The 25,679-nt window shown below is 62.0% G+C and carries 18 protein-coding genes; 3 read left to right on the top strand and 15 right to left on the bottom strand.

All coding sequences use genetic code 11. The features are described from left to right. Nucleotides 1-50: 50 nt before the first annotated feature. From tssM (AC0L2R_RS29540) to tagH (AC0L2R_RS29530), 3 genes are all read right to left on the bottom strand, one after another. Nucleotides 51-3,608, bottom strand: coding sequence for a type VI secretion system membrane subunit TssM (gene tssM, locus AC0L2R_RS29540; protein ID WP_473513098.1), 3,558 nt, complete (start codon nucleotides 3,606-3,608; stop codon nucleotides 51-53). 22 nt (nucleotides 3,609-3,630) lie between these two features. Further along, the gene (tssL, locus tag AC0L2R_RS29535; RefSeq protein WP_473513096.1) at nucleotides 3,631-5,142 is read right to left on the bottom strand and encodes a type VI secretion system protein TssL, long form; all 1,512 of its coding nucleotides are present in this window, start codon (nucleotides 5,140-5,142) and stop codon (nucleotides 3,631-3,633) included. A 409-nt stretch (nucleotides 5,143-5,551) separates the two neighbouring features. Beyond that, nucleotides 5,552-6,604 carry a type VI secretion system-associated FHA domain protein TagH gene (gene tagH / locus AC0L2R_RS29530; RefSeq protein WP_473513094.1) on the bottom strand — a complete coding sequence of 351 codons (1,053 nt, stop codon included), beginning with the start codon at nucleotides 6,602-6,604 and terminating at the stop codon, nucleotides 5,552-5,554. 202 nt (nucleotides 6,605-6,806) lie between these two features. Here tagH (AC0L2R_RS29530) and AC0L2R_RS29525 point away from each other — a divergent pair, with 202 nt between their 5' ends. Genes AC0L2R_RS29525 through AC0L2R_RS29515 form a run of 3 tightly spaced genes read left to right on the top strand, consistent with a single transcriptional unit; the run spans nucleotide 6,807 to nucleotide 9,902 of the window. Next, nucleotides 6,807-9,134, top strand: a complete 2,328-nt coding sequence (locus AC0L2R_RS29525) for a type VI secretion system Vgr family protein (RefSeq protein WP_473513093.1) — start codon at nucleotides 6,807-6,809, stop codon at nucleotides 9,132-9,134. Nucleotides 9,135-9,141: 7 nt separating this feature from the next. Next, nucleotides 9,142-9,567, top strand: coding sequence for a DUF6484 domain-containing protein (locus AC0L2R_RS29520; RefSeq protein ID WP_473513091.1), 426 nt, complete (start codon nucleotides 9,142-9,144; stop codon nucleotides 9,565-9,567). After that, complete coding sequence (locus tag AC0L2R_RS29515; protein ID WP_473513089.1) at nucleotides 9,567-9,902, top strand: hypothetical protein; 336 nt, start codon at nucleotides 9,567-9,569, stop codon at nucleotides 9,900-9,902. The genes AC0L2R_RS29520 and AC0L2R_RS29515 overlap by 1 nt, the downstream gene beginning before the upstream one ends. Before the next feature lie 44 nt (nucleotides 9,903-9,946). On the opposite strand, the gene AC0L2R_RS29510 is transcribed toward AC0L2R_RS29515, so the two are convergent. From AC0L2R_RS29510 to tssF, 12 genes are all read right to left on the bottom strand, one after another. Continuing rightward, on the bottom strand, nucleotides 9,947-10,723 hold the full coding sequence (locus tag AC0L2R_RS29510; RefSeq protein WP_473513087.1) for a hypothetical protein: 777 nt from the start codon (nucleotides 10,721-10,723) through the stop codon (nucleotides 9,947-9,949). A gap of 125 nt (nucleotides 10,724-10,848) precedes the next feature. After that, nucleotides 10,849-11,946: a DUF4150 domain-containing protein gene (locus tag AC0L2R_RS29505; protein WP_473513086.1), complete on the bottom strand. Its 1,098-nt coding sequence runs from the start codon at nucleotides 11,944-11,946 to the stop codon at nucleotides 10,849-10,851. Beyond that, nucleotides 11,946-12,968 (bottom strand): 3-oxoacyl-ACP synthase, encoded by a 1,023-nt coding sequence (locus tag AC0L2R_RS29500; protein ID WP_473513085.1) that lies wholly within the window; start codon nucleotides 12,966-12,968, stop codon nucleotides 11,946-11,948. Before AC0L2R_RS29500 ends, AC0L2R_RS29505 begins: the two co-directional genes overlap by 1 nt. Further along, nucleotides 12,965-14,065: a DUF2169 family type VI secretion system accessory protein gene (locus tag AC0L2R_RS29495; RefSeq protein WP_473513083.1), complete on the bottom strand. Its 1,101-nt coding sequence runs from the start codon at nucleotides 14,063-14,065 to the stop codon at nucleotides 12,965-12,967. The genes AC0L2R_RS29500 and AC0L2R_RS29495 overlap by 4 nt, the downstream gene beginning before the upstream one ends. Beyond that, nucleotides 14,065-14,607, bottom strand: coding sequence for a type VI secretion system-associated protein TagF (tagF, locus tag AC0L2R_RS29490; protein ID WP_473513082.1), 543 nt, complete (start codon nucleotides 14,605-14,607; stop codon nucleotides 14,065-14,067). Before tagF ends, AC0L2R_RS29495 begins: the two co-directional genes overlap by 1 nt. Beyond that, a complete protein-coding gene (tssM, locus tag AC0L2R_RS29485; RefSeq protein WP_473513080.1) occupies nucleotides 14,589-18,128 on the bottom strand; it encodes a type VI secretion system membrane subunit TssM in 3,540 nt (1,179 codons plus the stop codon). Before tssM (AC0L2R_RS29485) ends, tagF begins: the two co-directional genes overlap by 19 nt. Nucleotide 18,129: 1 nt before the next feature. Beyond that, entirely contained in the window at nucleotides 18,130-19,452 is a 1,323-nt protein-coding gene (gene icmH, locus AC0L2R_RS29480; protein ID WP_065006953.1) for a type IVB secretion system protein IcmH/DotU, read from the bottom strand. A gap of 4 nt (nucleotides 19,453-19,456) precedes the next feature. Further along, nucleotides 19,457-20,791 carry a type VI secretion system baseplate subunit TssK gene (tssK, locus tag AC0L2R_RS29475; protein WP_023801305.1) on the bottom strand — a complete coding sequence of 445 codons (1,335 nt, stop codon included), beginning with the start codon at nucleotides 20,789-20,791 and terminating at the stop codon, nucleotides 19,457-19,459. A gap of 39 nt (nucleotides 20,792-20,830) precedes the next feature. Further along, the gene (tssJ, locus tag AC0L2R_RS29470; RefSeq protein WP_027154116.1) at nucleotides 20,831-21,283 is read right to left on the bottom strand and encodes a type VI secretion system lipoprotein TssJ; all 453 of its coding nucleotides are present in this window, start codon (nucleotides 21,281-21,283) and stop codon (nucleotides 20,831-20,833) included. A 3-nt stretch (nucleotides 21,284-21,286) separates the two neighbouring features. Next, the gene (gene tagH / locus AC0L2R_RS29465; RefSeq protein ID WP_473513077.1) at nucleotides 21,287-22,759 is read right to left on the bottom strand and encodes a type VI secretion system-associated FHA domain protein TagH; all 1,473 of its coding nucleotides are present in this window, start codon (nucleotides 22,757-22,759) and stop codon (nucleotides 21,287-21,289) included. Continuing rightward, nucleotides 22,756-23,841, bottom strand: coding sequence for a type VI secretion system baseplate subunit TssG (gene tssG, locus AC0L2R_RS29460; RefSeq protein ID WP_473513075.1), 1,086 nt, complete (start codon nucleotides 23,839-23,841; stop codon nucleotides 22,756-22,758). Before tssG ends, tagH (AC0L2R_RS29465) begins: the two co-directional genes overlap by 4 nt. Continuing rightward, nucleotides 23,805-25,679: a type VI secretion system baseplate subunit TssF gene (gene tssF / locus AC0L2R_RS29455; protein WP_473513073.1), complete on the bottom strand. Its 1,875-nt coding sequence runs from the start codon at nucleotides 25,677-25,679 to the stop codon at nucleotides 23,805-23,807. Before tssF ends, tssG begins: the two co-directional genes overlap by 37 nt.

Here is a 25,679-nt window from a genome sequence, read left to right as displayed (position 1 = left end):
ATCTGTTGCCGATGCACAGCTGCACCGTATTGGAAAATCTAGAGCTCATCTCAAAACGCCTTTGGACAGCTGAACCCGGAAAGCGCAGGAAGGAACAGAGGGATTTGGTCCGAACTGGCCTGGACCGTATAGGCGACATCGCGTCCGCCGATCACGAAGCGGGCTTGCGTGTTGCCGCCGGTGCCGGTGATATCGGCCTTGTCCAGCAGGCGCTTCAGTGCCCACGGACCGTCGAACTTGATCGCGGATTCACGGCCCGGCATCTCCGGCATAAGGCTCAGGCTCGCCGACGCGGAAGCCATGCCGCTCGGCCAGGTCACCGTGCTTGGCGCGTTGCCGGCCTGGTTGCTTTGGACGATCTGGCCGTCGACGTCGAGTACCGCCGTATCGGCATCGCCATGCAGTGAAAACGGCGTAAAGGTGATACTGACCGACGGCACCGAACCACCTGAAGGAAAGAAGGCATTGCGGATTTCCGCCGCCAGCTGGAAGCTTTTCAAGGTCGACTTCGACAGGTCGCGCCCGAAACGCGCATCCTGTTTCCAGTTCCAGTCCTGGCCGGTCATGTCGATCAGCGATGCGAGATTCTGTGCGAAGAACCGGTCCATCAGCCCGCCTGGAGCGAACAGTTTCGCGAAATCCGCCATCGCAATATCCTCCGGGCCATCGCTGGCGAAGGGATAACGGTCCTCGACCATCTCCTCGCAGGCGCGCGTCACCGTCTGGTCGAGCAGCTGGTTCAAATTCGTCTGCGAGGTTTCTGCGACGTTGCCGTCAAGCTCGTCGGCGGTCGCAGTAACCATTCGGGCGAGTTGCTTGGGCAGCCGCGAGACGTTGGCGCGAAGCGTGGAAATCTGCAGCTGCAGATTCATGTTGGCGCGTTCCGTTTGCGAAGGGACATCGGCCGCCAATTGCAGACTTTGATGGATGTCGCGGAAATTCTGGGTCAGTGCATCGATGGGGCGGCGCCCAGTGGGACCGTTCACCAAAGCCTGAAATGATCTGAATTGCGCTTCGATGTTCGCCCCGGGGTTCAGGTTTTGCGCGCGAGCCGACCCCGTGCCGGCCCGGCTTTGCGATTTGCCGCTGGCGATTTGAATGCCGATGCGGGCCAATCCGCTGGCGATATCTGCAGCGTTTTGCGGCTGGTTTTGAAGCACGCCGGTTTCGGCCCCGGAGCCCGACTCTTCGCTGGAACCAGCGTCTCGCGTCAGTGCTGTTTCGTCGGCTATCGCGGTAAAAAGCTGGTCGATTGGCGAGCTTGGTGACGCGGCGGCGGAGAGCGCGATATAGTTGTCCTCCAGCATTGCCTTGAACTTCAGTCTGTCGAGTACGCCGTTCCACGCCGCGGCGAACTCCCTGCCATAGCGCTCGACAAGTTCGGGACCGAGTTTTGGCAATTCCTGGTCGATGCCGCCCTGCTCGGCGCCGCCGCCGAGGACCCACTGGTCATCGACAAGCATCTGCGCAATGCGCGAGAGTTGTCCGAGATAGAAGGTGTTGAAGCCGCTATAGGTGTAGATACCGGGCACGCGCAGGCCGGACAGATCGCCGCCATCGACACGCTCGAACAACAGCTGCGCTTCCGGGCCGCCTTTGACGGAGACGGAAAAATCGTCCAGTGCCGCGGCGTATACCGCCGACTTCACCAGGGCAGAGGCACGATCGGCAAGGCTCATGCGTCCGAGCGAGCGTTGAGCGGCTTCGACAAGCGGCTGGTTGAGTTCGAAAACCGGATCATAGGCGTCGTCCAGCGCCAGCATGGCCCGCAAATGCTTTTCGAGTTGCGCCCGTCCCTCGCGGTTGTTTTCACCCGGATACCGGTTCTGCTCCCAGTCCTGCCTCATCCACGACACGATCAACTCGTCGTCGACCTTGGGCGCCTTGCCGCCAAGCATCATGTAGATCTTCAGCGGTTCGTAGAGCGCGGTGGGATCAGCCATTTTTGCCTGGATCGTCCGTTCGGCCTGAAGCAGCAGGCGCGAGCGGAACATGCGCTCCAGCGCCTGCCGGTAAGCTATCTTTGATGCCGAAAGAAGTCTTTCCCGCTGACTGAGGCCGAACGTCTCCTGGATCGGGGTCGGCAAGTCACCGGTGTCGAACCCGGCCGGCAACTCGCGCAACTGGTCGAGCGGGCCGATGACGTTTTCAAGGTCGACATCGGCGACTTCAGTGGTTTTGAGGAGCGGGTCTGCCGTCTCGCGATACTGGCTTGCAGCTTGCGTGGTGGAAGCGATCAGCGACCTGTTGGCTGAAAAGCTCAGGGCCAGGGTGCCCAGAGCCGCAGCAGCCACCAATGCTATTGCGCCAAGGCCGCCATACCTGGCGATCGCTGCACGCCTTTCAGCCGATTTGTCGTATGAAACCCAGCCGGATTCCGCGAAAATGACGTCGGTCAGAAGATCATGCAAGAAGAAGCTTTTGCCGGTGCCGGAAAGATGGGCGCGAGAAGCGCTGCCGAAACTGCGACCGATTGCGCCCAGCACCTGGTCGATCGGCGTGCCCTCCTGCGTGCCTGACGAAAAATAGAAACCACGCAGGCTTACATTCACCTGTCTGCGGGCCGGATCGAACATGCTGGCGACGAAACCGGCAATACGGCTTTTCAGCGCGTCAAATTGAGCTGGAAAGCCAAAGATGGCTATGCGCGCGACCGGATCGGCCTCTTCCTGCAGGCGGTCGGCCATCTCCTCCGCCAGGCGCTTTGCCAATGCGTCGAATTCGGCCGGTGCCTCACCGGCCATGTTCTTGCTGCGATCAGCGGTCTGGAATGTCGCCCCCCACACTTTGCGGCGGCGCTGCTCGTCGAAGCCGCCAAAATAATCCATGAAACCGGAGACAAGATCGGCCTTGGTGAAGAGCAGGTACACCGGGAACTGGATTTTCAGTGTTTCGTGGATTTCGCGCAGCCGGCTGCGTATTTCGACGACATGGGCGTCAAGCTGCCGATCATCGAGGCTGATGAGATCGGCAAGGCTGATGGCCAGAATAACCCCGTTTATCGGCTGCCGGGTGCGGTATCCCTTCAGCAGCGACAAGAAGGCGAGCCAGCTCTTCTTGTCGCTCTGCGCATTGGAATCCTGCGTGGTGTAGCGTCCGGCGGTGTCGATCAGCACCGCCTGGTCGGTGAACCACCAGTCGCAGGATCGTGTGCCGCCAACGCCGGCCACGGGCTGTGCGTCGCCCGAACCGGCAAGCGGAAAATTCAGGCCCGAATTGACCAGCGCCGTTGTCTTGCCGGCACCAGGCGGGCCGATGACGACGTACCAGGGAACCTCGTAGAGGAAATTGCGCTTGCCGCTCGACCGCTTGAGCGCAGCGATGGCTTCATTCATACGAGTCTCGAGCACCTGCGAGTCGTCGTCCCTGTCGTCGTTGCGGGCGACTATCGTCTCGAGCGCCTTTTGCGCCTTTCGCTTTTGCCAGAAACGCACTCCATAAAACAGCGTCGCGATCGCAACGATCACGCCGATGATCGTCACGCGCAGCCAGACGGGCGCCAGCGGACGCGTGTCGGCAAAGCGGATCAATGGTCCGGCAAACCAGACGGCTGCCGCGAAACCGGCCAACGCGATCGCGCTGAATATCCGCAGCAGCCAGCGCGTCATGGGCGCTTCCAGATGGCCGTGCTCACAGCGTTTCCTCCTTGGGGATCATCAAGTCGACACGGCGATTCTGGGCGCGGCCTTCCGGCGTCGCATTGTCGGCGATCGGTTCGTCTTCACCCTTGCCGTCGACGGTGATCCGCGAAGGCTTGCTGAACCGTGGCGCCATGACAGCTGCGACGGCCTTCGCCCGGGCGATGGAAAGGTCGAAGTTGGATTTGAACTCGCTCGATTTCCGCGGCTTCACATTGTCTGTGTGGCCGACGATCATGATCGGTCCAGGCTCCGGTTCCAGCGCGGCGGCGATTTCCGCGGCGATTGGTCCAAACTCCGGTTTTATCTCGGCCCTGCCGGACGGGAACAGCAGGACATTGTTGATCTCCACGATGATGAACCTGCCCTGCGTGCCGACGCTCAGCCCGCCGCGCGCGATAGTCTTGGCCAGTGCCGCATGGATGCGATCGAGCTGGGAACGGGTAGGGGCGACAGGCGGAGCGACTTTCACCGGCGCAGCCGACGGCACCACGCTGGCGCGTTCGATGGCGATCGGCGTCGATGGATCGAGCGCCAGCAGCCTGCCGGCGAGGGCATCGCCCTCGTTGGTAATGAAGACCCGCAATGCGAAGAACGCCGCCGTCAGCAGCGCCGACGCAGCCGCCGCAATCACCCAGAGCGGCAACCGGGCCGACGACTGTGGGCTGGACACCGCCAGGCTTTGCCAGTGGGGCGAGATGTCGTCGTCGGCGCGCGCCCTGAAGTAACGAAGCGTCTCGTAGACGTCGCGGCGAACGCGTTCGAGATTATTGTCCTCGCGCGCCAGGCCTCGATACTGGCCTTCGAACCCCAGCGACAGGCAGGCATGCATCAGTTCAAGCAAATCGTAGTGTGCCTCCGGCGCGGCCAGTATCTTGTTCAGCGCTTGGTAGAAGCCTGAGCCGGTGGGCACGACGTGAAAGAACTGTGACAGCATGCTGTGCTGCGCCCAGGCGTCTGTCTGGGGCCAAGGCAGGTTGCCGATGAGGTCGTCAGCGGTTTCGCAGAGTGCAAATTTAGCGATCCGTGCATCTTCTTCGGGAACACCGGCTTTCTCTATTGTCCGGTCGAATTTTTCGATCGCCTCGGCGACATGTTCCGCCAGCTGCTCCGCCTGTCTTTCGACAGCCATGAGCCTGAGCTGGCCAAACAGCATCAGCAAAGGCGCGGCCGCGGCGAGGATCCGATTTGCTGCGCAATATCTGACGCTGTCCGTGGCCTGCAGCAGGATGTCCTGCTGAATGCCCGCCGCCGCCGCAAAGGAGCCGGCTGTCGCCGCTGCGCCGGGGTCTGCGCCCTGATAAATCACGGTTCCGGATGTCCACCCCGGCGGTGCATGCCGAGCGACCGGATCGAAAACCGTTGAATCCTTGACCGGCGGGGGACCGGGGCGCCCGCCGTCGGGAACGGCCTCCCGGGGATCGGGCGCTGATTTCTCAGCGCGACGCGGTGCGCGAATGACGGTCTTGCCCGCTGGGCCGAAAGGATCGTCCTTCGAGCTCATCGCCAAACGTCCGTCCACGCGGGGGTGCGGCGTGTGCGCCACATCAGGGCAAGACGATCCCCAGCCGGGCGCAGGGACTGCAGGCGCAGGAACTGCAGGCGCTGCTGACGAGGGCAGTGTCTGGAGGAAGATCGACTATATCTTTCTAACCCGCCGTAACATGACATGTGCCGCAGACCCCCAGGTCAATCAGCCTTACCCGCTGGCGAACTGTCGAAAATGATCGTAAGCTTAGAAACGGTCGATTGGAACCAGATGCAGCGCTGCGAAAGGATTTTTCTTCGCCAACGACAGCGCCGTATCTTTGGGCTCGCCAAGGATACATTCCACCTGGTACGTGATCCGCTCCGCAGCCGAAGCTAAGCGCAGCAACCGATCCGATTTTCGGGGCACCTGCCAGGTTTCCGGTCTACTTTTGCTTGTCGGCTTTGGCATAGGCTTCGCTGAAATAGGCCAGGAATATGTCCAGCATTCCGTTTTCGTGTGCTTCCTCCATGGTCCGCCATTTGGCGACGAAGGCGTCCCAGGCCAGGCCCTTCTTCGATGTGAACGACGTCGGTGGGAGTTTTTTGCTGATCGCCTCAGGCGACAAATCGTCAAGCAGCCGGGAGAGCGCAGCTTGCATGGCTGCATAGGTGGCAAATTCGTGCGTCTTGAGATCGCGGAACGCGTCTTCGACACTGTGCCTGGCATCAAGGTAGCCGGATCTGCGCCGCGCAAACATGATTTCGAGGATGTCGTCGGTTCCCGGGACGAACTTTAGGGGATTGTTGTCGGCAGCGCTGATCATCGTCCGGTGCGTGCTCTTGGCCAGTATTTTCGCAGCCGCACGAGCCTTCAGCAGCTGGGCCAGTTCCTCGACAACCGTCCGCAGCACCGCGCCGATTTCGGCAGCCACTTCATGCGGATCACGCGATTGAAGCAGTTCCGGCGCGATGCCGGCTGCGATCGCGATGTCCCGCAGCACCTCGTCTCTGGTCGTAGCGAGAGGCGCGGGCGGCGAAGCCACCGGTGCTCTCTGCCCGGGCCGTTGCGCCACCGGCTCGAAGAAAGCCTGGTCTCCGAAATTCTGCGGCCGGCCGGTTGCGACAGGCATTTGTCGCTGCGTCGAACCGTGGCTGCTTCGGGGATCACTTGTCGCGGCGCGCTCGTCATCAATAGAAACCAGGACGACATAGCGGCCGATCAGCAACCGGTCGCCTTGACCGAGCCGGTGAGGTCCGGCCATGCGCTGCGTCGAGCCGTTGATGAATGTGCCGTTGCGCGAGATGTCATGCAGCCAGAACGCGTCTGCCTGGTAACGCACTTCGCAGTGTCTGGCGGAGATGAACTTGTCGGGATCGGGCAAGGTCCAGTCACAGGCCTCGCGGCCGATTTCAAAGCTGCGATCACGAGCGGAGTAGCCGGTCGACATACCGGCGGGCAGGGAGACGACATTGTTGATCTGCAGCCTGATGAACATTCAAAATCGCCGTCGATCCTGTCGGGAAACTCGCCCAGGACACCCCATTATACCAGCAATTTCTGAGCGCGGCGGTACAGAAGCGCTCAAGTCGATGATTCCACAGGCGACCAAGCCGCAGTAGTCACCAAGGTCCCCTTTGGTCGGTGCAAGACATGTGCTAGGCTCAGGCAGAAACGAGCGGCGGGAGGGGGCACGACCCATGCCGAACGAACGTGCCACGGTTGTGCAGACGCCGGTTGGCGCTGAGCTGTTGACCTTCACGCATCTTGTCGGGCGCGATGAGATCAGTCGTTGTTTGGCCTATACGGTCGGGTTCGTAAGCAACAGCCCCGAAATCGATCCGCTGAAGATGCTGGGCGGTGCGGTTTCGATCGAAGGTGAATCCGATCCCAAACGCTGGTTCAGCGGCCTTGTCTCCGAGTTTCGGCTGACCCGGATCGAGGACCGTCTGGCTTACTACGAAGCCGTCATCAGGCCATGGCTTTGGTTTCTCGGCAATACCACCGATTGCCGTATTTTCCAGAACATGAGCGTCATCGAAATCGTCGAGGAGGTTTTCTCGAAATACAGCACGGCAAAATTCGAGAAGCGCCTGCAAGGGTCTTATCCGCCGCGCGAGTATTGCGTCCAGTATGACGAGACCGATCTCGATTTCGTGCAGCGGCTGCTCGAGCACGAAGGCATCCTGTATTTCTTCGAGCATGACGAGGGCAAGCACACGCTTGTGCTGGCCGATGCCATGAACAAGCTCAAGCCGGCGCCGGGCTATGAAAAGGTGCCCTATCACTTTGAAGGGCAGGGCTCCCGGCGCGATGTCGAATACATCACGGAATGGATTCCGGGCAGCTCGGTGCGGCCGGGCGCCTATGTCCATACCGACTATGATTTCGAGAAGCCGGGCGCCGACCTGATGGCCAAATCCGCCCAGCCGTTCAGTCACAAGCTGGCCGCGGGCGAGAACTACCGCCAGCCGGGCGCGCATCTCGACGTCGGCCGCGGCGACAGCCTGGCCGCGATACGGCGCGAGGAAATTCAGGCCGTGCACCAGCGCATTGCTGCAGTCGGCACCGTGCGCGGCCTGTATTCCGGCTGCACGTTCAAGCTGGACGGCTTCCCAAGGGAAGACCAGAACCAGGAATATCTGGTGGTCAGCGCCGAATACAGGCTGTTCGATCCCGGCTACAGAGCCCTTGCCGACGTCGAAAGCGAGAACTTCAAGGTGATCCTCGGCGTGGCGCCGACCGCCTTGGCCTATCGCCCGCCGCGGGTCACGACACGGCCGATCATGCGCGGCCCGCAGACGGCGACGGTGGTCGGCCCGTCCGGCGAGGAAATTTTCACCGACAAATATGCACGGGTGAAGGTCCAGTTCCACTGGGACCGTCTCGGCAAGAAGGACCAGAACAGTTCTTGTTTCGTGCGGGTGTCGCAGACCTGGGCCGGCAGCGGCTGGGGTTTCATCCAGATCCCGCGCATCGGCCAGGAGGTGATCGTCGACTTCATCGAAGGCGACCCGGATCTGCCGATCATCACCGGCCGCGTCTACAACGCCTCGCAGATGCCGCCCTACGGGCTGCCGGGCAGCGCCACGCAATCCGGCTGGAAGTCCGACTCGTCGAAAGGCGGCGGCGGTTACAACGAGCTGATGTTCGAGGACAAGGCCGGCTCCGAACTGGTCAATTTCCAGGCGCAGAAGGACCACAACCTTCTGATCAAGAACGACCGCACCAAATTGGTGCAGCACGACCAGTCCGACCGCATCGACCACGACGCCAAGCACTCCGTCGGCCACAACCTCGACGAGGACGTCGGCAACAACAAAACGGTCAAGGTCGGCGTCGACCAGACCACGGATATCGGCAACAACGACACCGAGACGGTGGGGGTGAATCGCTCGCTGACGGTGGGCGCGGACGAGACGATCCACATCGTGGCGAACTCGACGGAAAACGTGGACATCAACCACACTCAGACCGTGGGAGCGGTTCAGACGATTACAGTGGGCGCTGCTCGCATTGATTCCGTCGGTGCCGCAGAGACCCGAACTGTCGGTGCTTTTCAGATGAACACGATCGGGGCGGCGCGGTCGATGACCGTTGGAGCGGGTCAGACCCACAAAATAGCCGCATCAGACACATGGCGCGTCGGCGCAAGCCAGGCTGTCAAGATTGGGGCAGATCAGAGCTTCGATGTGGGAGGAGCTCATGCGACCAAGATTGGCAAGGGACGTCAGGCAAGTGTAACCGCCGATGATTTGACGGATGTCGGGGGGGCCTACGCGTTGCAGGTCGGGAAGAGCGGCAGCATCACGATCAAGGAGAATGGCTCGATCGGCGTGGGCAAGAAGCTTGTTATCGATGCCGGGGACGAGATTACGATAAAATGTGGTGATGCCTCCATCATCATGAAAAAGGATGGAACGATCGGCATTAAGGGCAAGGACATCACTTTGACCGGAAGTGGCAAGATCACGGCGAAGGCCTCGTCTGATATTGTCATGAAAGGCTCGGAGATCAAGCAGAACTGAGGTTTGGATGGCGAAGACAATTCAGCGCGTAGACGGTGTAGTGATCGGCGTTTTCCTGGGCTTTGACGACGCTGGGCCTCTTGTCGTATTCCCAGGGAATCCAAGGGACACCGCTCTTTCGGCCCACACACTGGCTGATCTGACGCCTGAAATGATCGGGTCGGAAGTCGCGTTGCTGTTCCAGGAAGGCGATGTGACAAAGCCGCTCATCGTCGGACGGATCGTAAAGCCGCCGCGCAAATCGAAGACGCATCCGGCAATCCAAAAAAGCGATACTGTGACAATCGTCAGTGACGACCGGATCGTGCTGCGATGCGGCAAAGCAGTCATTATCATGGAGAAGGATGGCCGCATCACCATCCGCGGCACATATTTGACAAGCCATGCGAGTGCCACCAACCGTATTCGCGGCGGCTCGGTGAATCTGAACTGATGACGCCGCCGGTTCTTTACGAGATCGTCAGGCAGCACGCGGAAATGGCCGCGTTTCTGTGGACCGTCTACGACTACAATCTGCTCCATCCAGGTGAGAATCCGGACATGGATGACGAGCGCTTGGCGCGTGTCGTAGACCGGCTAGAGGCCCATCTGGACGGATTGTTTGTAGCTGGGGATGTCGGCAAAAAGATTGCCCAAGAGCGCTATGACGAATTTCCGGAGCGGGGAGAATTGTTCGTCGTTCGCATGTTGGCAAGCACGGTGCCGATCAAGGTCGACGATCTTGATCTGGAAAAGGTGCGCCGCTACCTGACGGCGACCGCAAGATAATCGGACAACAGAACCGTATTGTTCCTATCCAGCGATGAAAGATTCTAATCGGGTATCTGACGACCAAAGAAATAGCGTTGGCCCGTGACGAACCGGCTCAGGTCGACTTCGTCGAAAAACTCCTCCAGCGCCATTCCCGCAGCCACCGGATCGAGAAGGAAGTCTTTGTACATAGCAGTTAGGTCAAACCCCGTGGCTGCCTCAAGCATAGATCGGCCGATTACGACCTCTTCCACATCTCGCCGTTCGGAAACGAGTTCCAGGGTTCGGTGAGCGACCTTGTCGAAATCGAGAGGCGAGCCCTCGAATATCGCGCCTGTCGCAGGATTTGAAAGCGTTGAGGCCACCGCCGTATGCCGCGCGGTGACCATCGCGACATATCCTTCGTCGTCGTAGTGAAATGGCGCATCATACCACTCTGGCCAACCGTCCTCGCGGATCTCATCGGGGCCGTCCATGATCAGACCCCGCTCAGATTCGAGCAGGAAGGACAGATATGTAGGAATTGAAAACTCCTTCTCGCGATCAGTCTGCGCTTTCATGATGTTCAGCGCCACGGGCACTGTCCAACTCAGGCCTGAACTCAACAGCGTCTCCGACACCCACTGTTGCACGAAGGTGTCTCGCAGGTGAAAGATTTCGGGAGCGAACGATTCGACCAGCTGCCGAAGGATTTTGCCGGAACCGGCTCGCGACAGCAGTAAGGATGCGGCGCCCCAGACGATGCCATAGTCGTAGCGCTTGATAAGAGGGATCAGCGAAGAGCATTCATCGAATCGACCCTCCCGACAGGCCATCAGCACGTCTTCACAGACGGTCATCGGATTGTCCCTTGCAGTTGCAGGGATGGCGCTGCCTGTCATGCGCCAATGGTCGCGTGGGAAATGGAAAGCTGCACCACGTTCAAGGAGTGGGTGCTGCTGCTTCCAGTTTTGCGGTCTTGGGCTTACCAATCCTTCTCTCCGAAATCGTGAAGCTTCGTTTGAGCGGCGTCAACCTTCTGGCATTCTGGCGTAAGTGCGCTATTGGGGATCAGATTGCTCTGACTTGTCGGGCAGCCACCCGCTTGAAGCGGTGTTTTGTGGTTTACCGTCTCGCCCTTGGCCTTGATTGGGCTCCCGTCAGGCTTTGTATGGCTAGCGATGCTGGCCTGACGAACCGAGTCCTTAAAACCCAGAATGTTCTCGCGGTAGAAACTCTTTCGATTGGACTTTCCGGAGACCGATGGAGGAACCATGCTGTCGAGAGAATGCGGCATATTGAAATGAACGCCGCAGCCAGTGTCTGCCGGATCGTGAAGGTTGGGACAAGGCGGCTTCTGAGCGCGCGCATCGTCAATTGTCGCCTTTGCGTCCTGGGCGTCCTTGAGTTGCTTGTCGCAACCGTCCCTGACTTTCTGTAGGGAGGTCGGATCCAATGTGTACTTATCGCCTCTTTCTATGTCTCTAGCAATACTATCGATCTTTAACTGTCGATTTTTGACGATATTGTTGTAGAAGTCATCTTCCTTGATTGGCTGCAGCATGTCGCCATTGCCGTCGACTTGGTTTGCGTGCGCCGGCTGAGCGCCACAGCAGGGACATTTTGTTTCGGGCTTGGCGGGATTAACGAACGCGCCGTTTGAGATGAACCCGTTTGGGATGACGTTTGCCATGGGCGAACTATGATTGTTTGTTGCCATGTCGACGAAACGGCTGACCGGATTCTTCTCGAACTTTACGTTCCCGGACCAGGCGATGGCGTATGCCTTGCCGGTGTTGTTCGAACTGATGATGCCTTTCTTTGCAGCACGGCCCGCTTCAGTTCCCGTGGTATCTTCGTAGTACGACTTGTTTTTCTGCGAGACATTTTCACCGCGAATCTTAACCGTGCCCGTCCCTTTGTCGGTCTTCTTGTCGAAGCCAAAGGATGGATAGGGCACGGGAACGCCAGGCGGCGTGGCTGGATTCTCGGGTGGAGTGAAGCAGACGTCTGGAAAAGAAGCGATAATTTTGTTGGACTGCTTCTTGCAGACGATCTCTAGTCCATTGGCGTATACGGTCATCAGGCCGCCCTCGCGACAAGAACCGCCGCGCCGCATGCACCGGCGTCGTTGGACGCCTCAATCAACACGGGATTGCCGGCCGCATAGCCTTTCTGCGCGGCCACATAGGCCATTCCGAGCATGACAGGGACAACGGCAGAACCGATATTGCCAAGGCTCTCGGCGGGAGACCAAAAATCCTGAAAATCGTGCCTGCCACGCAGATGCCTCATCTGCGCCAATGCGCTTTGCTTGAACCAGTACTGCTCGCCGATTAGATCCGAGATCCGGTATCCTAGCTGGTTCATGCCTACTCTGCTCTGGGACAGCGCAGCGTCATATGCGGAGGCCATGCCGTCGCCTCTCAACGGCAGATCTTGCTTGTTGTAGATACTTGCCTGTTCTCTGGCGAGTCCAAGGCCCGTCAGCCGAAAGCCGCCATAACTTGGCGCGCCGCAAAGCACTGCTGCTGCGGCCTCGCCAGGGATAAATCCGTTTGGTTGTTCTGGGGTGAGCAGCCTCTTGTCCGCTAGATAATGCATCGTCGACTCTGCCGTCAGATAGCTGTCGACACCTGCGATCATCACGTATCTGAATTCTCCGGCGGCGATCATGCGGCCAGCGTGATCGAGGGCGACATGTCCCGATGGACGCCCGTGCGTCACGATCCGGGAGCGACCTACCGTCTCCACCTCGGTGTACTCGGAGATGCGATTGAGTAGTCGCACCATGTTGCGCACAGGTCGACCTGGCCGATCTTCTTCCGCCAGGCATAGTATTAACGCCGTTTGGCCCCGCGCTCCCGGGACCTGATCGAACGCTTCCACGATTGCCCCTGACACTAGATGCGCAAGCCGCTTCTCGCCGATCCAGTTCCGGGGCAGCGGTACTGGGGCGCCAACCAGTCTCTCGCCGTTGGGAACGACAAATCGCGTCTCTTGAAATCCATCGATCCCAGCGCGCATTGCTGCGCAACTCGACGGCGCATCGAGGCCGACGGCGGTAACCATGCCGACCGACAGGATATCCACCACCGCCATCATGCGTCTTCCGGCATTCTGCGTCTCCGCGCCTGGACACGGACATAACGCTTCTTGAAGCGGACGGCTCTGAGCATGCCCTTTGTCGGCGGTCCGATCCATACTTCGGAAAAATCCAGAAGCGTTCGGTGGATGCGCTGCGAGGCACGCCAGACCAGCGAGACCTTGCGAACCTCCGGGTCAAAAAGAATTGTGTCTGGTAGGAGCTGGCTCTCGAAGCTTTGCCGTCCATCCTTGAAAAAAGTGATGGGCAATCCTGTCGCCGGCAACCTGAAACTCACTCGTCCCTCGGGTGTCAAATTCACCAATTGCACCTCTTCGCCACCCCTTGGGTGATCGATCTGCTGGTCAGGCGGTGCCATCTGGAAGTAGCGCTCGTCGAAATCCGGCGGCAGGAACGGAAAGATGTTCTTCACCCAGTTGTCGTCGTAGGTGCCGCCATATTCGATCCGGCCAGGCCAGCCGCGTCCCATCGGGCCGAAGCTCATGGGGTTGTAGTCGCCGAACGGCGAGCGGATGTCTTCACCGACAGCTTGCGTATTCGGTAGCCGCAGGCCGGGAATGAGGCGCTGGTTCTTGGTCCGCGACCAGCCGGTTCCGACCGGATTGTACTTATAGCTGGCAGGTAGCTTGTCTTCAGGGTCCAGTTTGTCGACGCCACCCCAGGCAACATCGTAGGAGATGGCCAGTTTCAAGAAGGGCTGCGGCGCGGTGGCAGTAAACACTGGCCCTATGGCGCGCCATTCGCGCGTGCCCACCACCTCGAAGAGTTTCGACCAATTGCCCACCTTGATGCCGACGGGTACGCGCTCCGCTGGGCGCCCGCCGGGCGCATACGCGCAGCCATTGGCGACGATATCACAACGCGGCTTGCGGAAGGCGAAATCGGTCTCCCATAACGTGGCCGAATAACCAGGCAGCCCGGTGTGCGTGTCGGCCATGACCAGCGGAATCTGTTCCGCCGATTTTTGTACCGGTCCGCCGGGCTTCGCGGGAAAGTCGAACGTGCCTTTGACCACCACGACGATCCACTCATGGCCGGCCTTGTCCATGCCCATGGTGAATTCGTGCGGATACCCCATCTGGTTCCAGATCTGCATCAGCTGGTCTCCCAGTTGGCGGCAAAGATCTGCTCCAGCGTCGCTTGCGGAGCTTGCGGATCTATATCGAAAATGTCGGAGTGCGCAGTCCACATCACCATGTCGCTGATGACCTCTTCGCCCGACTCGGCTGGCGGCACCGGCAGTGCGGCCAAAGCGGTATCCAGTTCGTCAGGCGTCAGCTCGCCATGCTGGGCGGCGATGGCAGCCCCTTCAATCCCGGCAAACCATGCATCGGCGCGAGCCAACTGAATGGAAGCGTCAGGAAGCTGTGCGACGACGCTCAAAGGGAATTGCCGGCCGACCCTATCGGCGCTCTGCAGAATGATGCCCGCCGATGGCCCGAACGCAGCCGGGCCGGCCAGGAAGCGCAGCGCGGTGCTGCGCGGCCAGGTTTCCGAGCCGATCAGCGGCACGATGTGCTGCGCCAGCCAGCGGTCCCATACGCGCACGAAATCGCCTGGCAGCCGCCGCGTGACGAAATCGCCGGTGGCAGGCATTTTGCCGTAAAAGCCAGGCAGGATCATATCTGCGGCGGACATGAGAATTTCTTGAACATCTGCAGATTGTAAGGGTTCTCGACGCTTGCCGCCTTGAGCTCGAAATCGGCGTACATGCCTTGCGTGCCCAGTCGCAGGCTGTAGACGTCGGACAGCGAGGTGCCGGTGAAGCGGCCGCTGCGCAGCAGCCTCAGCCACGCCCAGCTGCCGGTTTCGTTCAACATGACTTCGGGCGAGCCGTCGATCGGCTGGAAGGCGAGCGAGATGACGCCGGTGCCGTCCTTGCCGGGCCAGGTCATCGGCTGCGGCCGCGTCGCATTGTTGTAGTAGACGAGGTTCTGGCCATCGAGGTTGAGCGTCACGCGCGTCACGTTGGGCGACAGGTCCGTCGGTTGCAGCGTAAAACTCATCACCGGGCCGGTACCGCCTGGAAACAGATCGTCGCGGATCCGCCTGGCCTGTTCGAACGCCGCCAGGGCCGCCGCGTCGAGGCCGAAATCGGCGCGCCATTTCCATGGCTGGCTGGCGGTGTCGACATAGCTGATCAAATGGTCGTTGATGAATGTGTCGATCATCCCGGCCGGCCCGAACAGGCGGGCGAAATCACGGACATTGACGTCGACCGCGCTTTCGGGGCTGAACGGATAGCGGTCGTTCAGCGCCGCCTGGCAGAACGGCAGGATGTCGGCTCGCCAGATGGCGTTGAGCTCCGAGGTGACCGCCTTCTGTGTCAGGCCGCTGGTGTCGCCGGCAATGCCGCCGAGCCAATCGTCGACCGGATCGGGCAGGATCTGCGCTTGCCTCGCGACCGCTCCCGTCAGTTCGGCCAGCCCACCCTGCTTCTTGATGGCGTCCTGCGGGTCGGGATTGGCCGTGACCGTCTGCAGCACGTTCGAAAGTGCGGTCAGCGCCACCACCGCGGCATCGAGTGCCGGCGGCTGGCCATCGACCTCGGCGATCGCCCCCTTGAGCGGCTTGAAATGTTCGGCAACCAGAGTGCCGGTAAGATCGACCTCGTCGGCGGAACCCGCGCGTGGCAGCAGTTTTGCACCTGTCTTCACGATCTTTCCCAGCTTCCCCAGCTTGCCGAGCAGTTTCGAGGTGCCCTTGGCTGCCGCCTTGTTGTCGGCGGCCGGCGCTTCATCGGATCGGGTCAGCTCGGTCTCCTGGACCACCGCCGTAAGCAGGCGCTTCAGCGCGGAATCGGCACTCGAAAGGTCTTTTAGGTTCTCGCTGGCGACATTCAGGTCGGCCAATGGCGCGAGCCTGATATCGCGCAGGATGCTGTCCCATTGCGCGATGTAGTCTTCGTAATAGAGTTTCAGGATATCCTCGGACAGCGCCGAGACCGAGGTCTCGGAATTTTCCGAACAGCCTCCGGCAAAGACCGCCCGATCCAGCGCGGCCTGGGCGGCGACGTCCTCGACCCGTTCGAGAATGGCATCGTGGAAGCCGGAATAGGTGAACGCGCCCGAAATGCCGACGCGCAGCGTTTTGTCGGAACGCCGTGCAAAAACCTTGGCGCCGTTGGGACCGGCGAAATTCGCCGGGATCCATTCCTTGAGGCCGGCCACCGCCGGGTCGGCCAGCAACTGCCTGTAGGCACGCGCCGGCAGCGAAATCGTGCAAACCGTCTTCAGCGCCTCGGCGACCAACGCCTGATCCGCTGATATGTAGCTGTCGTCGACCGTCATGCGACGGATCGCGGCAAGCTGGTGCTCTTCCGCGTCGGCGGTCGGAAACGGCGCCGCCGGTGCGAATTCCGGCAAGTCGTTGACCCACCAGCTCTGGACGTAGTCGGCGTCCATCTGCGACAGGCCGGTCATCATGCGATAGGTCTTTAGCGCCCCCAGCATGAAATCCGGATCGCGGATCTGCCGCCACATGGTCGCCTCGAGCAGGGCGACCATGTGCGGCTCGAGGACGTTGCGCAAAGCGTGGTCGTAAGTGTCGGCCTGCGCCCGCAGCAGCTCTGCCGACGCCGACGGCCCGAGCAGGTCCTGGGCGCTGCTCGGCGGTGCGGTACGGGCGTTTGCGACCTCGGCCATCGCATAGAGCGCGCTGTCGATGGCGGGCTGCTCCACCGATGCCGGGCTCGCGGCTGCCGCGGTCAGCGGCGCCTGCAGCGCATCGAACTGGCCCGCCTGTGCTGCGATTGCATTGCGGTTGTCATAGTAGGACCACGTGAACATCGCACCGGCCAGCAGGGCGGCGGTGGCACAGGCGGCCGCGGCGCCACGCCAGATCCAGGCGCGGCGGCGCTGTGCCAGCGGATCGAACGTCCCCAGGCCGGCTTCCCTGAAAATGACCTCGGTCAGCAGGTTCTTCAGGAAAAAGCTGCGTTTTTCAACACGCGGCGCCGGCATCGCCCGTCGCGGCGGAAGACCGAAGGATGACGACAGCGCCGCGGTCAGCCGGTCGATAGGCGCCCCTTCCTGGGTCGCCGACGTCAGATAGAGGCCGCGCAGCCAGGCGGCCTCTTCGTAGCGGCTTTCGCCGAACATCGCCTCGACCAGCACCTGGATCGGCTCGGACAGGCTCGTCAGCTGGGCGGGAAACCTGAAAATCTCGGCGCGGGCGGCGAGCTTGTCCTCGTCCTCCAGGCGCGGCACCAGCCGCCGCTCGAGTTCCGTCGCAAGGGTAGCGATTTCCCGTTCTATGGTCTTTGCGTCGACACGCGCATCCAGCGCGAAGGTCGTGCCCCAGACCTGCTCGCGCGAGGCCGTCGACAGGCCGCCGAAGAAAGCCTCGAAACCCTTGATGAGATCGGCCTTGGTCAGCATCAGATAGACCGGAAGGCGGATTTCTAGCCGGTCGTTGAGCTCTGCCAGGCGACGACGGATCTTGCGGCCATGCGCCTTGATGGCTTCGTCGCCCTCTGAAAGCACATCGATCGAAAGCGCGACGATCACGCCGTTGAGCGCCCGGCGGCCGCGATGCTTTTTCAAGAGGTCGAGGAAGCCCAGCCATTCCGCCGCATCGACGTCCGGCTGGCTCTCCTGCTGCACATAGCGGCCCGCCGTGTCGATCAGAACCGCGTTCTCGGAGAAAAACCAGTCGCAGTTGCGGGTGCCGCCAACGCCCTGCAGATCGTCGGTGAGGTCGATCGGAAAGTTCAGGCCGGACTGGCGCAAGGCCGTGGTCTTGCCGGTGGCCGGCGGCCCGACGATCACGTACCAGGGCATCTCGCGCAGGAACTTGCGTCCGCCCAGCTTGCGGCGCTTCAATTCGACCATAACCTCGGCGAACTTGGCGCCGACGGCGGCGACGTTCTCTTCGCCGGGGCTCAGCGGTTTTTCCACCACGGGCGCAGCGATTTCGGCGACGAACATGCGGTTGGCCCGGATCGCCCGGCGCTGCGCGACGATCAGCCAGATCAGCCAAAAAATGACCAGCAGCGCAATGATGACGATGCGGACATTTTCCGAGGCGAAGGGTTCGTATGCACCGACCCTGACGATCGGGCCGAACACCCAGATAACCAGGGAAAGCAGGGCGATGCCGATCAGCGTCCACAGCCAGCGCGATGTCAGAACCGCCCAGAGGAAGCGCAGGATGAACATCTCACAGCCTCTTTTCGACCAGCACCTCGACGCGGCGGTTCAAGGCCCGTCCCGCGCGGGTGCTGTCGTCGGCCACTGGATCGGTAGCTGCACGTCCTTCGAAGCGAATGCGGTCCTGCGGCACACCGTTCTGGACCAGCATCTCGGTAATGGTTGCTGCGCGCGCTTCCGACAGCCGCTGGTTGGTGGAAAGCGGATTGGACCGTTGCAAGGGAATACTGTCGGTATGGCCGACCACGGTGATGTTGCCGATCAGTTCCTGATTGGCGAGGATCACTTTGGCGATTGAACCGATCAGCGGTTCGAAGCCTTCCGTCAGTGTCGGCCGCGACGACTGGAACAGTTCGGGGTTGGAGGCCTGAATGATCAGCCTGGCCAGCGAAACGCTCTCGGTGCCGCTTAGCGCAGCCCTGAGATTGGCCGGCGCTCCGGCCTGAAACTCCGGCACCAGCGCGAAATCCACCGCCTCCGGCGGCGGCGCGTCGACTTGTGGCGATGTCCGGCTGATCTCGCCGCGGGCTGGCGGCGGCAAAGCACGAACAAGCGTCGAAAGCTCGACCGCCTGACTGCTCAGTCCCATCGACAGGCCGAGATAGATTGCAGTGGCGAGAACCGCCGCGCCGAGCCCCATCACCCAGATCGGCACGATGAAGCGCTGCGGCTCGTCGGATGCGATCACGCCTTTCCAGTTCGGCGACAGCGGCGCGCCGTCGGCATCGGCATCGCGCAGAAAGCGCGCCGCAGCAACGCGAACCGCATTGAGCGAGCGATCTCCCGACCGGCCTGGCACACGATATTTGCCGCGGAAGCCGAGCGCCAGGCAATGATATTGCAGTTCGAGCAATTCGCGATCCCGGTTCGGATGCCGCTCCAGTTCGTCGAGACGCGTGAAGAACTGCGTGCCGGCATCGACATCGCCTCGCAGCATCACCACAAGCGGCTGGCGCGGCCATGCGCTGGCGCCGCCCCATGGCGTGTTCAGGGCCAAATCATCGAGCAACGCCGCCACCACCCAGGCTGCCTGGTCGGCGCGCTCCAGGGAGGACCCCGCCGCCATTGCCGCGTCACGCGCCCGCACCAGCTCATCGAGCAACCGGGTGCGCAACGCTTCCGGGTTTTCCGGCGGCAGCGCGCTTTCAAGCTCGGGCGCGAACTCGAGCAGGGGCGCGAATGCGTTGACCAGCGTGTTGGGATGGGTACGCGAGCGTTTGATTGGCACGCCCGACAACAGTGGCGTCATCGGTCGCGGCATCGGCGCGCCGGTCAGTCGTATGCGCGTGCGTTCGCGATCCTCCGACAGTCCGAAAGGATCATCGCGGCTCATCATCTCACCTGTTTACCGAATAGCAGTCGACCTGCGGCTCGCTCGGCAGCACGCCCGACACGCCGATGACGAAGCCGGGGGCATCGAGCAGCGAGGCCCAGTGCTCGCTTTTCTGATCGAGCTCAAGGCACAGCCGATCGCCATCGTAGGGGATTTCGCGCGGCTGCGAATGAAGCGGCTTCAGTGGAATACCGGGTAGACGGGATTTCCACAGGCCCTCGAACTGATCGGCCGAACCGACGGTCGCCTGGTTGACGAAAATCTTGCGCAACGCATCTTCCGACAGCTCGGAGCCGACCCGGATGACGATCCGGCTGGCCACCAGCAGCTTGGGGTTGTCGATGCGGATTTTCCAGACGTTGGTCGAATGCCGCATGACCGGCAGTGCGCGTGATTTAGGCTCAATGTAACGCAGGCTCAAGATGAGCGAGCGCAGGGCGTCGGCCAGCGCCGAATAGGCGGGGCCGGGCGCCATGTGATCGTAGGCCGGCAACTCGCTCAGCCGTCGCGCGCTCGAGCCATAGGTCGCCATTGAACCGGCAAGACCGGCAAGCTCCAGGTAAAGCTCGGCCGGATGGAAAACATCCTGAGCCAGCATGTGGGCCAGTCGCGGACGCGCCGCATTGGCGAGATTGAGCATCAGCAGGTCTTCGACGCTGCGCCCTGGCCCGCCCATGACCATTTTGCCATGCGCCTCGGCGATCTGGTCGAGGCCGGTGACAACTTCCAGAAGCAGCTGCCGGTACCAGGCCACCGCCCCGGTGACCAGTGTCGGCGGCAGGAACGTCTCGTCCAGCGAGACGCCGCCGTCGGCTCGAACCCCTTTGATATCGGCTATCGGCAGGGCGGTGTAGCCGCCAACCGATTTTCCCGGTGCAATCAGCAGCGCCTGCGGGCGGGCGATTTCGATTTCTTCAGGATCCGAACCGCCCTGGACGGCGTCGCGCACCGAAACGATGCGCCCATGATAGCGTGCCCCTGTCGATGCGGCGTGCGCCGGATCGAAGCCGACACCGCCGGCAGGCTCGAGCGGCAGGGCGACCAGCACTGGTCCGGCGCCGGTATCGGCGGTGACCGGCAGCGGTCGTGGCGCGTCCATCAGGTCCGGGATGGAGAACGGGGTTCCATCCGGAAAGATGCCCCGTGCCGACAGGATCGAGACCTGGCCGGCATCGAGCATCGCCTGGTCCAGCGTCAGCTGCTGAAAGCCGAACGTATGCAGCTGCCCGGCCTGCAACGCGCCGCGCACGGTCGCCTCGAAAAAGCGATCCTGCTGCTGAAAATGCTGGGTCCGGAGAAACAGGCCTTCGGACCACAGCACCCTGTTTGCATCGCTCATGCCGCTACTTCCTGCATCGAGCACCCCTTGCCCTGGCCGCTAGGCGGAAATGCCGCCGCTGCCAAGCGTGACGTTGACGGTAACTGTTGATCCCGACGACACCGACTTGGTTGTACGCCAGGTCCGGCCGCCGGGCTCGCGAACCAGGGCAACGAAGCCCAGCGCAGCCGCGTCCGGCTCGACCGTGATGGTTTTGGATGCGGTCTTTCCAGGCCCGACGGAGATCTGGTCGGATCCGATGAGATCGCCTGCGAGTGCGGAGCCGGCATCCCCCTGCAGCGCGAAATAATCGGCCGAGTTGAATTTGCCGGTGCTGCGCAGCCGCATCACGAGGACCGTCACCGGCCGGTCGCCGCCGCCTGGTCCCGGGTTCATGCCGGCCGCGCCGGTCAGGTTGACGGTCACCGCGGATGGTTTTGGCGGACCGCTCTGGCAAGCAGCAAGCAGCCCGGTTGCGCCCAGGGCAACGACAAATTCGCGGCGATCGATCATGTTTCACTCCTCCTCATATGCATCCCGAAAATCAGCGCCGATTTCGCCCAAAAAGCTCGATTCCGCACTCTGGGCGATTTCACGATGGCGTTTCTGGTAAAGCTCCCACAGTTTTGCGCGGCGCCCGCCCGAAAGCACGGTGCCGATCGCGGAACTCGATTTGAGCTCTTCCTCGATCGCTGCCGGGTCAAAACGGTCAATCATTCGCCGCAAGGCGGACTGCACGCCTCGCCAGGCGCGCACATGATGTTGGGCGAGATCGCGGACCGCGTCGGCGATTGCCGCTTCACCGGCCAGAAATCCGGGGCTGCGCTCGGCGATGAGGGTCACGATGGCGTCGTCGACCGTCGGCAGAAATTTTAGCGGATTGACTTCAGAGGCCCCAACCACCGTCTGGGCGACGCGCGCGTTTCCTTTTTCCTCGGCTCGCTTGCGCAGCAGCTGCATCAGGCCTTCCATCATGAGCCGATACTCGCGACCGAATTTTTCCATTTCCGCGACGCTGTCGCGCCCGGGAAACTCGGCTTCCTCGATGCCCATGCCTCGCAAGAACGCGCTGCGAAAGGCCATGTTCGCCGCTTGCGCCGCTGCCGGGGAGGGGGCGGGTTTGGCGGCAAAGCCAGCACGTGGCGGAGAAGGGATAGCTGCCGCGGGGCCAGGCAAATCCCAGGGATTGGCCGGCTGCGGCTCTGGGGCGATGTGTTTGCGTTGACCGGTCGAGCCGGCGCCGTTTCTCAGATCGGGCGACGCGGCCGGCCCGAAACCGAAACCGTCATCGAATTCGGAGGACTTTCTTGAAACAGACTGGCTTGAAACGGGCTCGCTTGCACCGGAAGGCACCGGATCGAAGCTGAATGGGTCTGCGGCGTCCGGCGCACCACGCGGTTCGGAATAGCCGGCGCCGTTCGGCGCCGGCGTCGATACCGGGTCGAGGCTGAACGGGTCGTCGAAGGCAGGTGAACTGCGCTGGTTGGCGCGCTCGAACGCTCCTGGAACGGGTTGCTCGAACGGGTTCGGCAGATCGGCGGGACGCGGCCGGCGCGGCTCTTCTTCGACCGTGGCTGAAAAGAAGTCATCGCGGCCGATGCTTACCGGCGCTCGCGATGCCGGCGGTGACCGCTCTGCGAACGTTTGGCTGGCCGCTGGTGCGTGAGCGGCCGGCGCCTGCAGATCGACGCAAACGATGTAGTCGCCCAGCCTCAGCCGCATGCCGTTCTGAAGACGGACCGAGGTGCCGGTGCCGAGCGGGCTGTCGGCCCCGTTTATGAACAATCCGCTGCTTGAGGTGTCGGTGACGAAATATCCATCCGGCCCGCCGGTGATCCTGCAATGGGCGCGTGAAACGAACATGTCGGGATCGTCGATCTGCCAGTCCGCCTCCGCGCTACGGCCGATCACGAGTTCACCCTCGTCCAGCCGGGTCTGCCGTACCGCCTGGGTGCGTGGTCCGTGCTCCAGCGTCAGCAGCAGACTCATGCCGCGACCTCCGCCATTTCCGGCCGCCATCCGACGATCGTCCGCAGCCGCATATCGTCAGCATCGCCCCTTTCAGCGGGCCGCGCAAGCCAGGTGGTTCGGCCGAGCTGTACCGCTCCGATACGGGGCGGCGGCACCGCTTCACGCGCCAGCACGATCCGCAGATCGACGTCGAGCGATTCCCCGACCATGTCGCGAACCGCCTGCTTGAACATCTTCAGGCGTTGACCGCCCGGCAGGAACGTCTTGAATTCCTCATACCCGAGCGGGCCGACGCGGAGCTCGATCCTGCTTTGGCGGCTGAAAACGCGCGGGCCGATCGTCGCGCCGCGGCCGAGCACTGCGTAAGCCTGGGTAAGCCGGGTCTGCAGCGTCGCCGGTATGGTCATCCAGGTGGCAACGAACTCCTTGATCGCGACCGGCACCTTGAACGCTTCCGCCAGGAACAGCGTCAGCCGCTCCGGGCCGTCGACCTGGCTGGCGAGCGACGCAGCCTGGCGAAGTTTTACGGCGTCGAGATCGGGATTTTGGGTGCCGGGAAGTCCGGTTCCCGCCATGGCTTCAAGCATGGCCCTGACCCGGCCGCCGACCGCACGTTCGACCTGTACCGCCGGATGCGCGTCCGCCCAGGCCCGATAGTACAGGGCGATCATCCGGTGCTGGAGAATGTTGACGAAATCCACGAACGTCGTGTCGACGGTCTGTCGTGCGTCAGCGCCGGTGAACCAGCGCTGCGACAGACGATCGAGCACCCAGCGTGTCAAATGAAGCGGCATCGGGCCTTCCGGTCCCATCAGCCCGAGATTTGCAACGGTGACCCGGGCCGGTGTCCCGTCCGTCCCCGGCGTCTTGTCCTTCGCTTCGCGGAATTCAACCACGTCCTTGGCGGAAAAGCTGAGACGCACATGCTGTCCGAGCCTTGCCGGCTCGCGATCCGCGCGGCCGGAATAGCCGAACAGCCCGCCGCGTTGTTCGAGCCGGCGCAACAGTTCGAAAAAGTCGAACGTATCATCCAGCGCTTCGGCCCGGCCCGGGTCGAGCTTGCCTAGATCAGGTAGCGATTGCCGGGCGTCATCGGCCATGGCACATCCTCCTGCTTCTGCAGCAGCCGCGTGCGGGTCCGCACAAAGCCGTTTATTCCGGCGTGACGGGCAAACAGCCGTGCAAGCAAGGCCGAAAGCAGCAATGTGCTTTGCCCGGCCAGGACCGATTGGTCCACATGCAATGTCACTTCCGTGCCCCGTCCGAAGCACATCGGCCCATCGATCTGCAGCCGTTCGATGACGGAGCGCGAGTCGATGCGAACGATCGAGTGCACGTTGCGAGCCAGGCTCGGATCTCCCCGGTCGGCATAAAGATCGAGCAGCGCATGCAGCGGATCGACACCGCGGCCTTCCTTGGCCAGGCTGAGGAAGTTGAGGGCCAACTGCGCCACCAGCCGCCATGCGAGATTATCGGCTCGGGATTCGCTTTCGGCGCCCGCGGGCAGCGCCGCCGGGATCGCCGGCTGCGGCGGGCGCAAGGCACCGGTAAGCCGGACCGTTTCGACCGGATCGCCTGTCTCCAGCGTCAAGGTAGGGTTGTCGTCGAGGATCGGCAGATCGCGGTTGGTGCAAAGCGCCATGATGTCGAGACGTTTCAGCGGCCGGTTCGCCGGGCTTCCGGCCGGCCGTGAAACCGAAAGGAAAACGTCGTCTCCGGTGTAGGAAGTCCGGGTCAGTCCGTCGCGCCGTTCATCTTCGGTGGCCCGGCGAGGGCGCCGTTCGGTGGAATAGACCCAGCCATTGCTGCGGTTTTGCCCCAGGCTGAAGAGTTCTGGAATTTCGGCGTCAGGACCCTCGGCATCGGCGTCCTCGACATGGGTCACCCGATAGATTTCGAAGTCGCGCGCCCGCGTGCGGTCGGCATGCAGCACCTGCCGCGTTCTGCGCGGATCGAGCTCGATGACGTTGCAGTCACGCTCGAACAGGTTGATGATCGGTGTCGCGAAAAGTTCGAAATCCGCCGGCGTCACATCGGCAAGCTCGGGTACCGGACGCCGGAACATGAAGATGATCTCGACCCCGGCCTCGCATCGGCGCACGACTGGTTGCAGTCCTGAAACCCGCACGTAGTGAAAGCGCTCGGGCATCATGAAATATTCACGCAGCAGGCGGTAGCCTTCGAATGTCGGCCGGGTACGAGGCATCAACGCCTCGTCGTCGCTGATGCCGACCATTTCGGGTTCCGGCAACCGCGACAGCGGATTGGCCTTGCCCTCGGCGCGGGCGCCAACCGCCGAGCAGGCGCCGAAAATCGCGTCGAACAGCAATGGCGCTTTGGTGCGCCCGGCAAAATAGAAATCAAGCCGGTCGAGCGCCAGTTCGCCGATCTTGCCTTTTCCGGTCCGACCCAGCGTGATGCGCAGCGCCGCCTCGCCGCCTGCGCCGCCGATCGGTGTTATGCCGGCCGCCGCCAACCCGCTGCGATCCTGGAAATAGCTGACCGAATTGATGGTTATCGGCCACAGCGTGATTTCCTGCGCGGTGGTGAATGTGCAGCGCGTCGACAGGCCGGGTTGCAGACTGGACATCAGCCGCGTGTTCCGCTTGATGACATGGCCGGCAATCATCGACTGGACCTGCTGGCCGGGTTTCAGCACTGCCATTGCCGTAGCCGGGGCCGGGGTAACCAGATCGGGATACAGCACATCCAGCACGCTGCGTGAAAACCGCGAACGCTCGGCGTCGACTTTCAACCGGGTGCGTGCAGCGAGGAAAGCGACGCCGTCAAGCAGCCGCTCGACATACGGATCCGGGCACGGGACGGTATCGAGAGAAAGATTGCGCGCCACCGCCGGATGCATGTCGGCAAATTCCGCCGCGAGTCCGCGGATATGGGTCAGTTCCTCCTCGTAATATTCTACGAAGACCCGATCCAT

The sequence above is a fragment of the Mesorhizobium sp. WSM4820 genome, from assembly GCF_055811075.1.
This window is presented reverse-complemented; position numbering and strand designations above follow the sequence as displayed.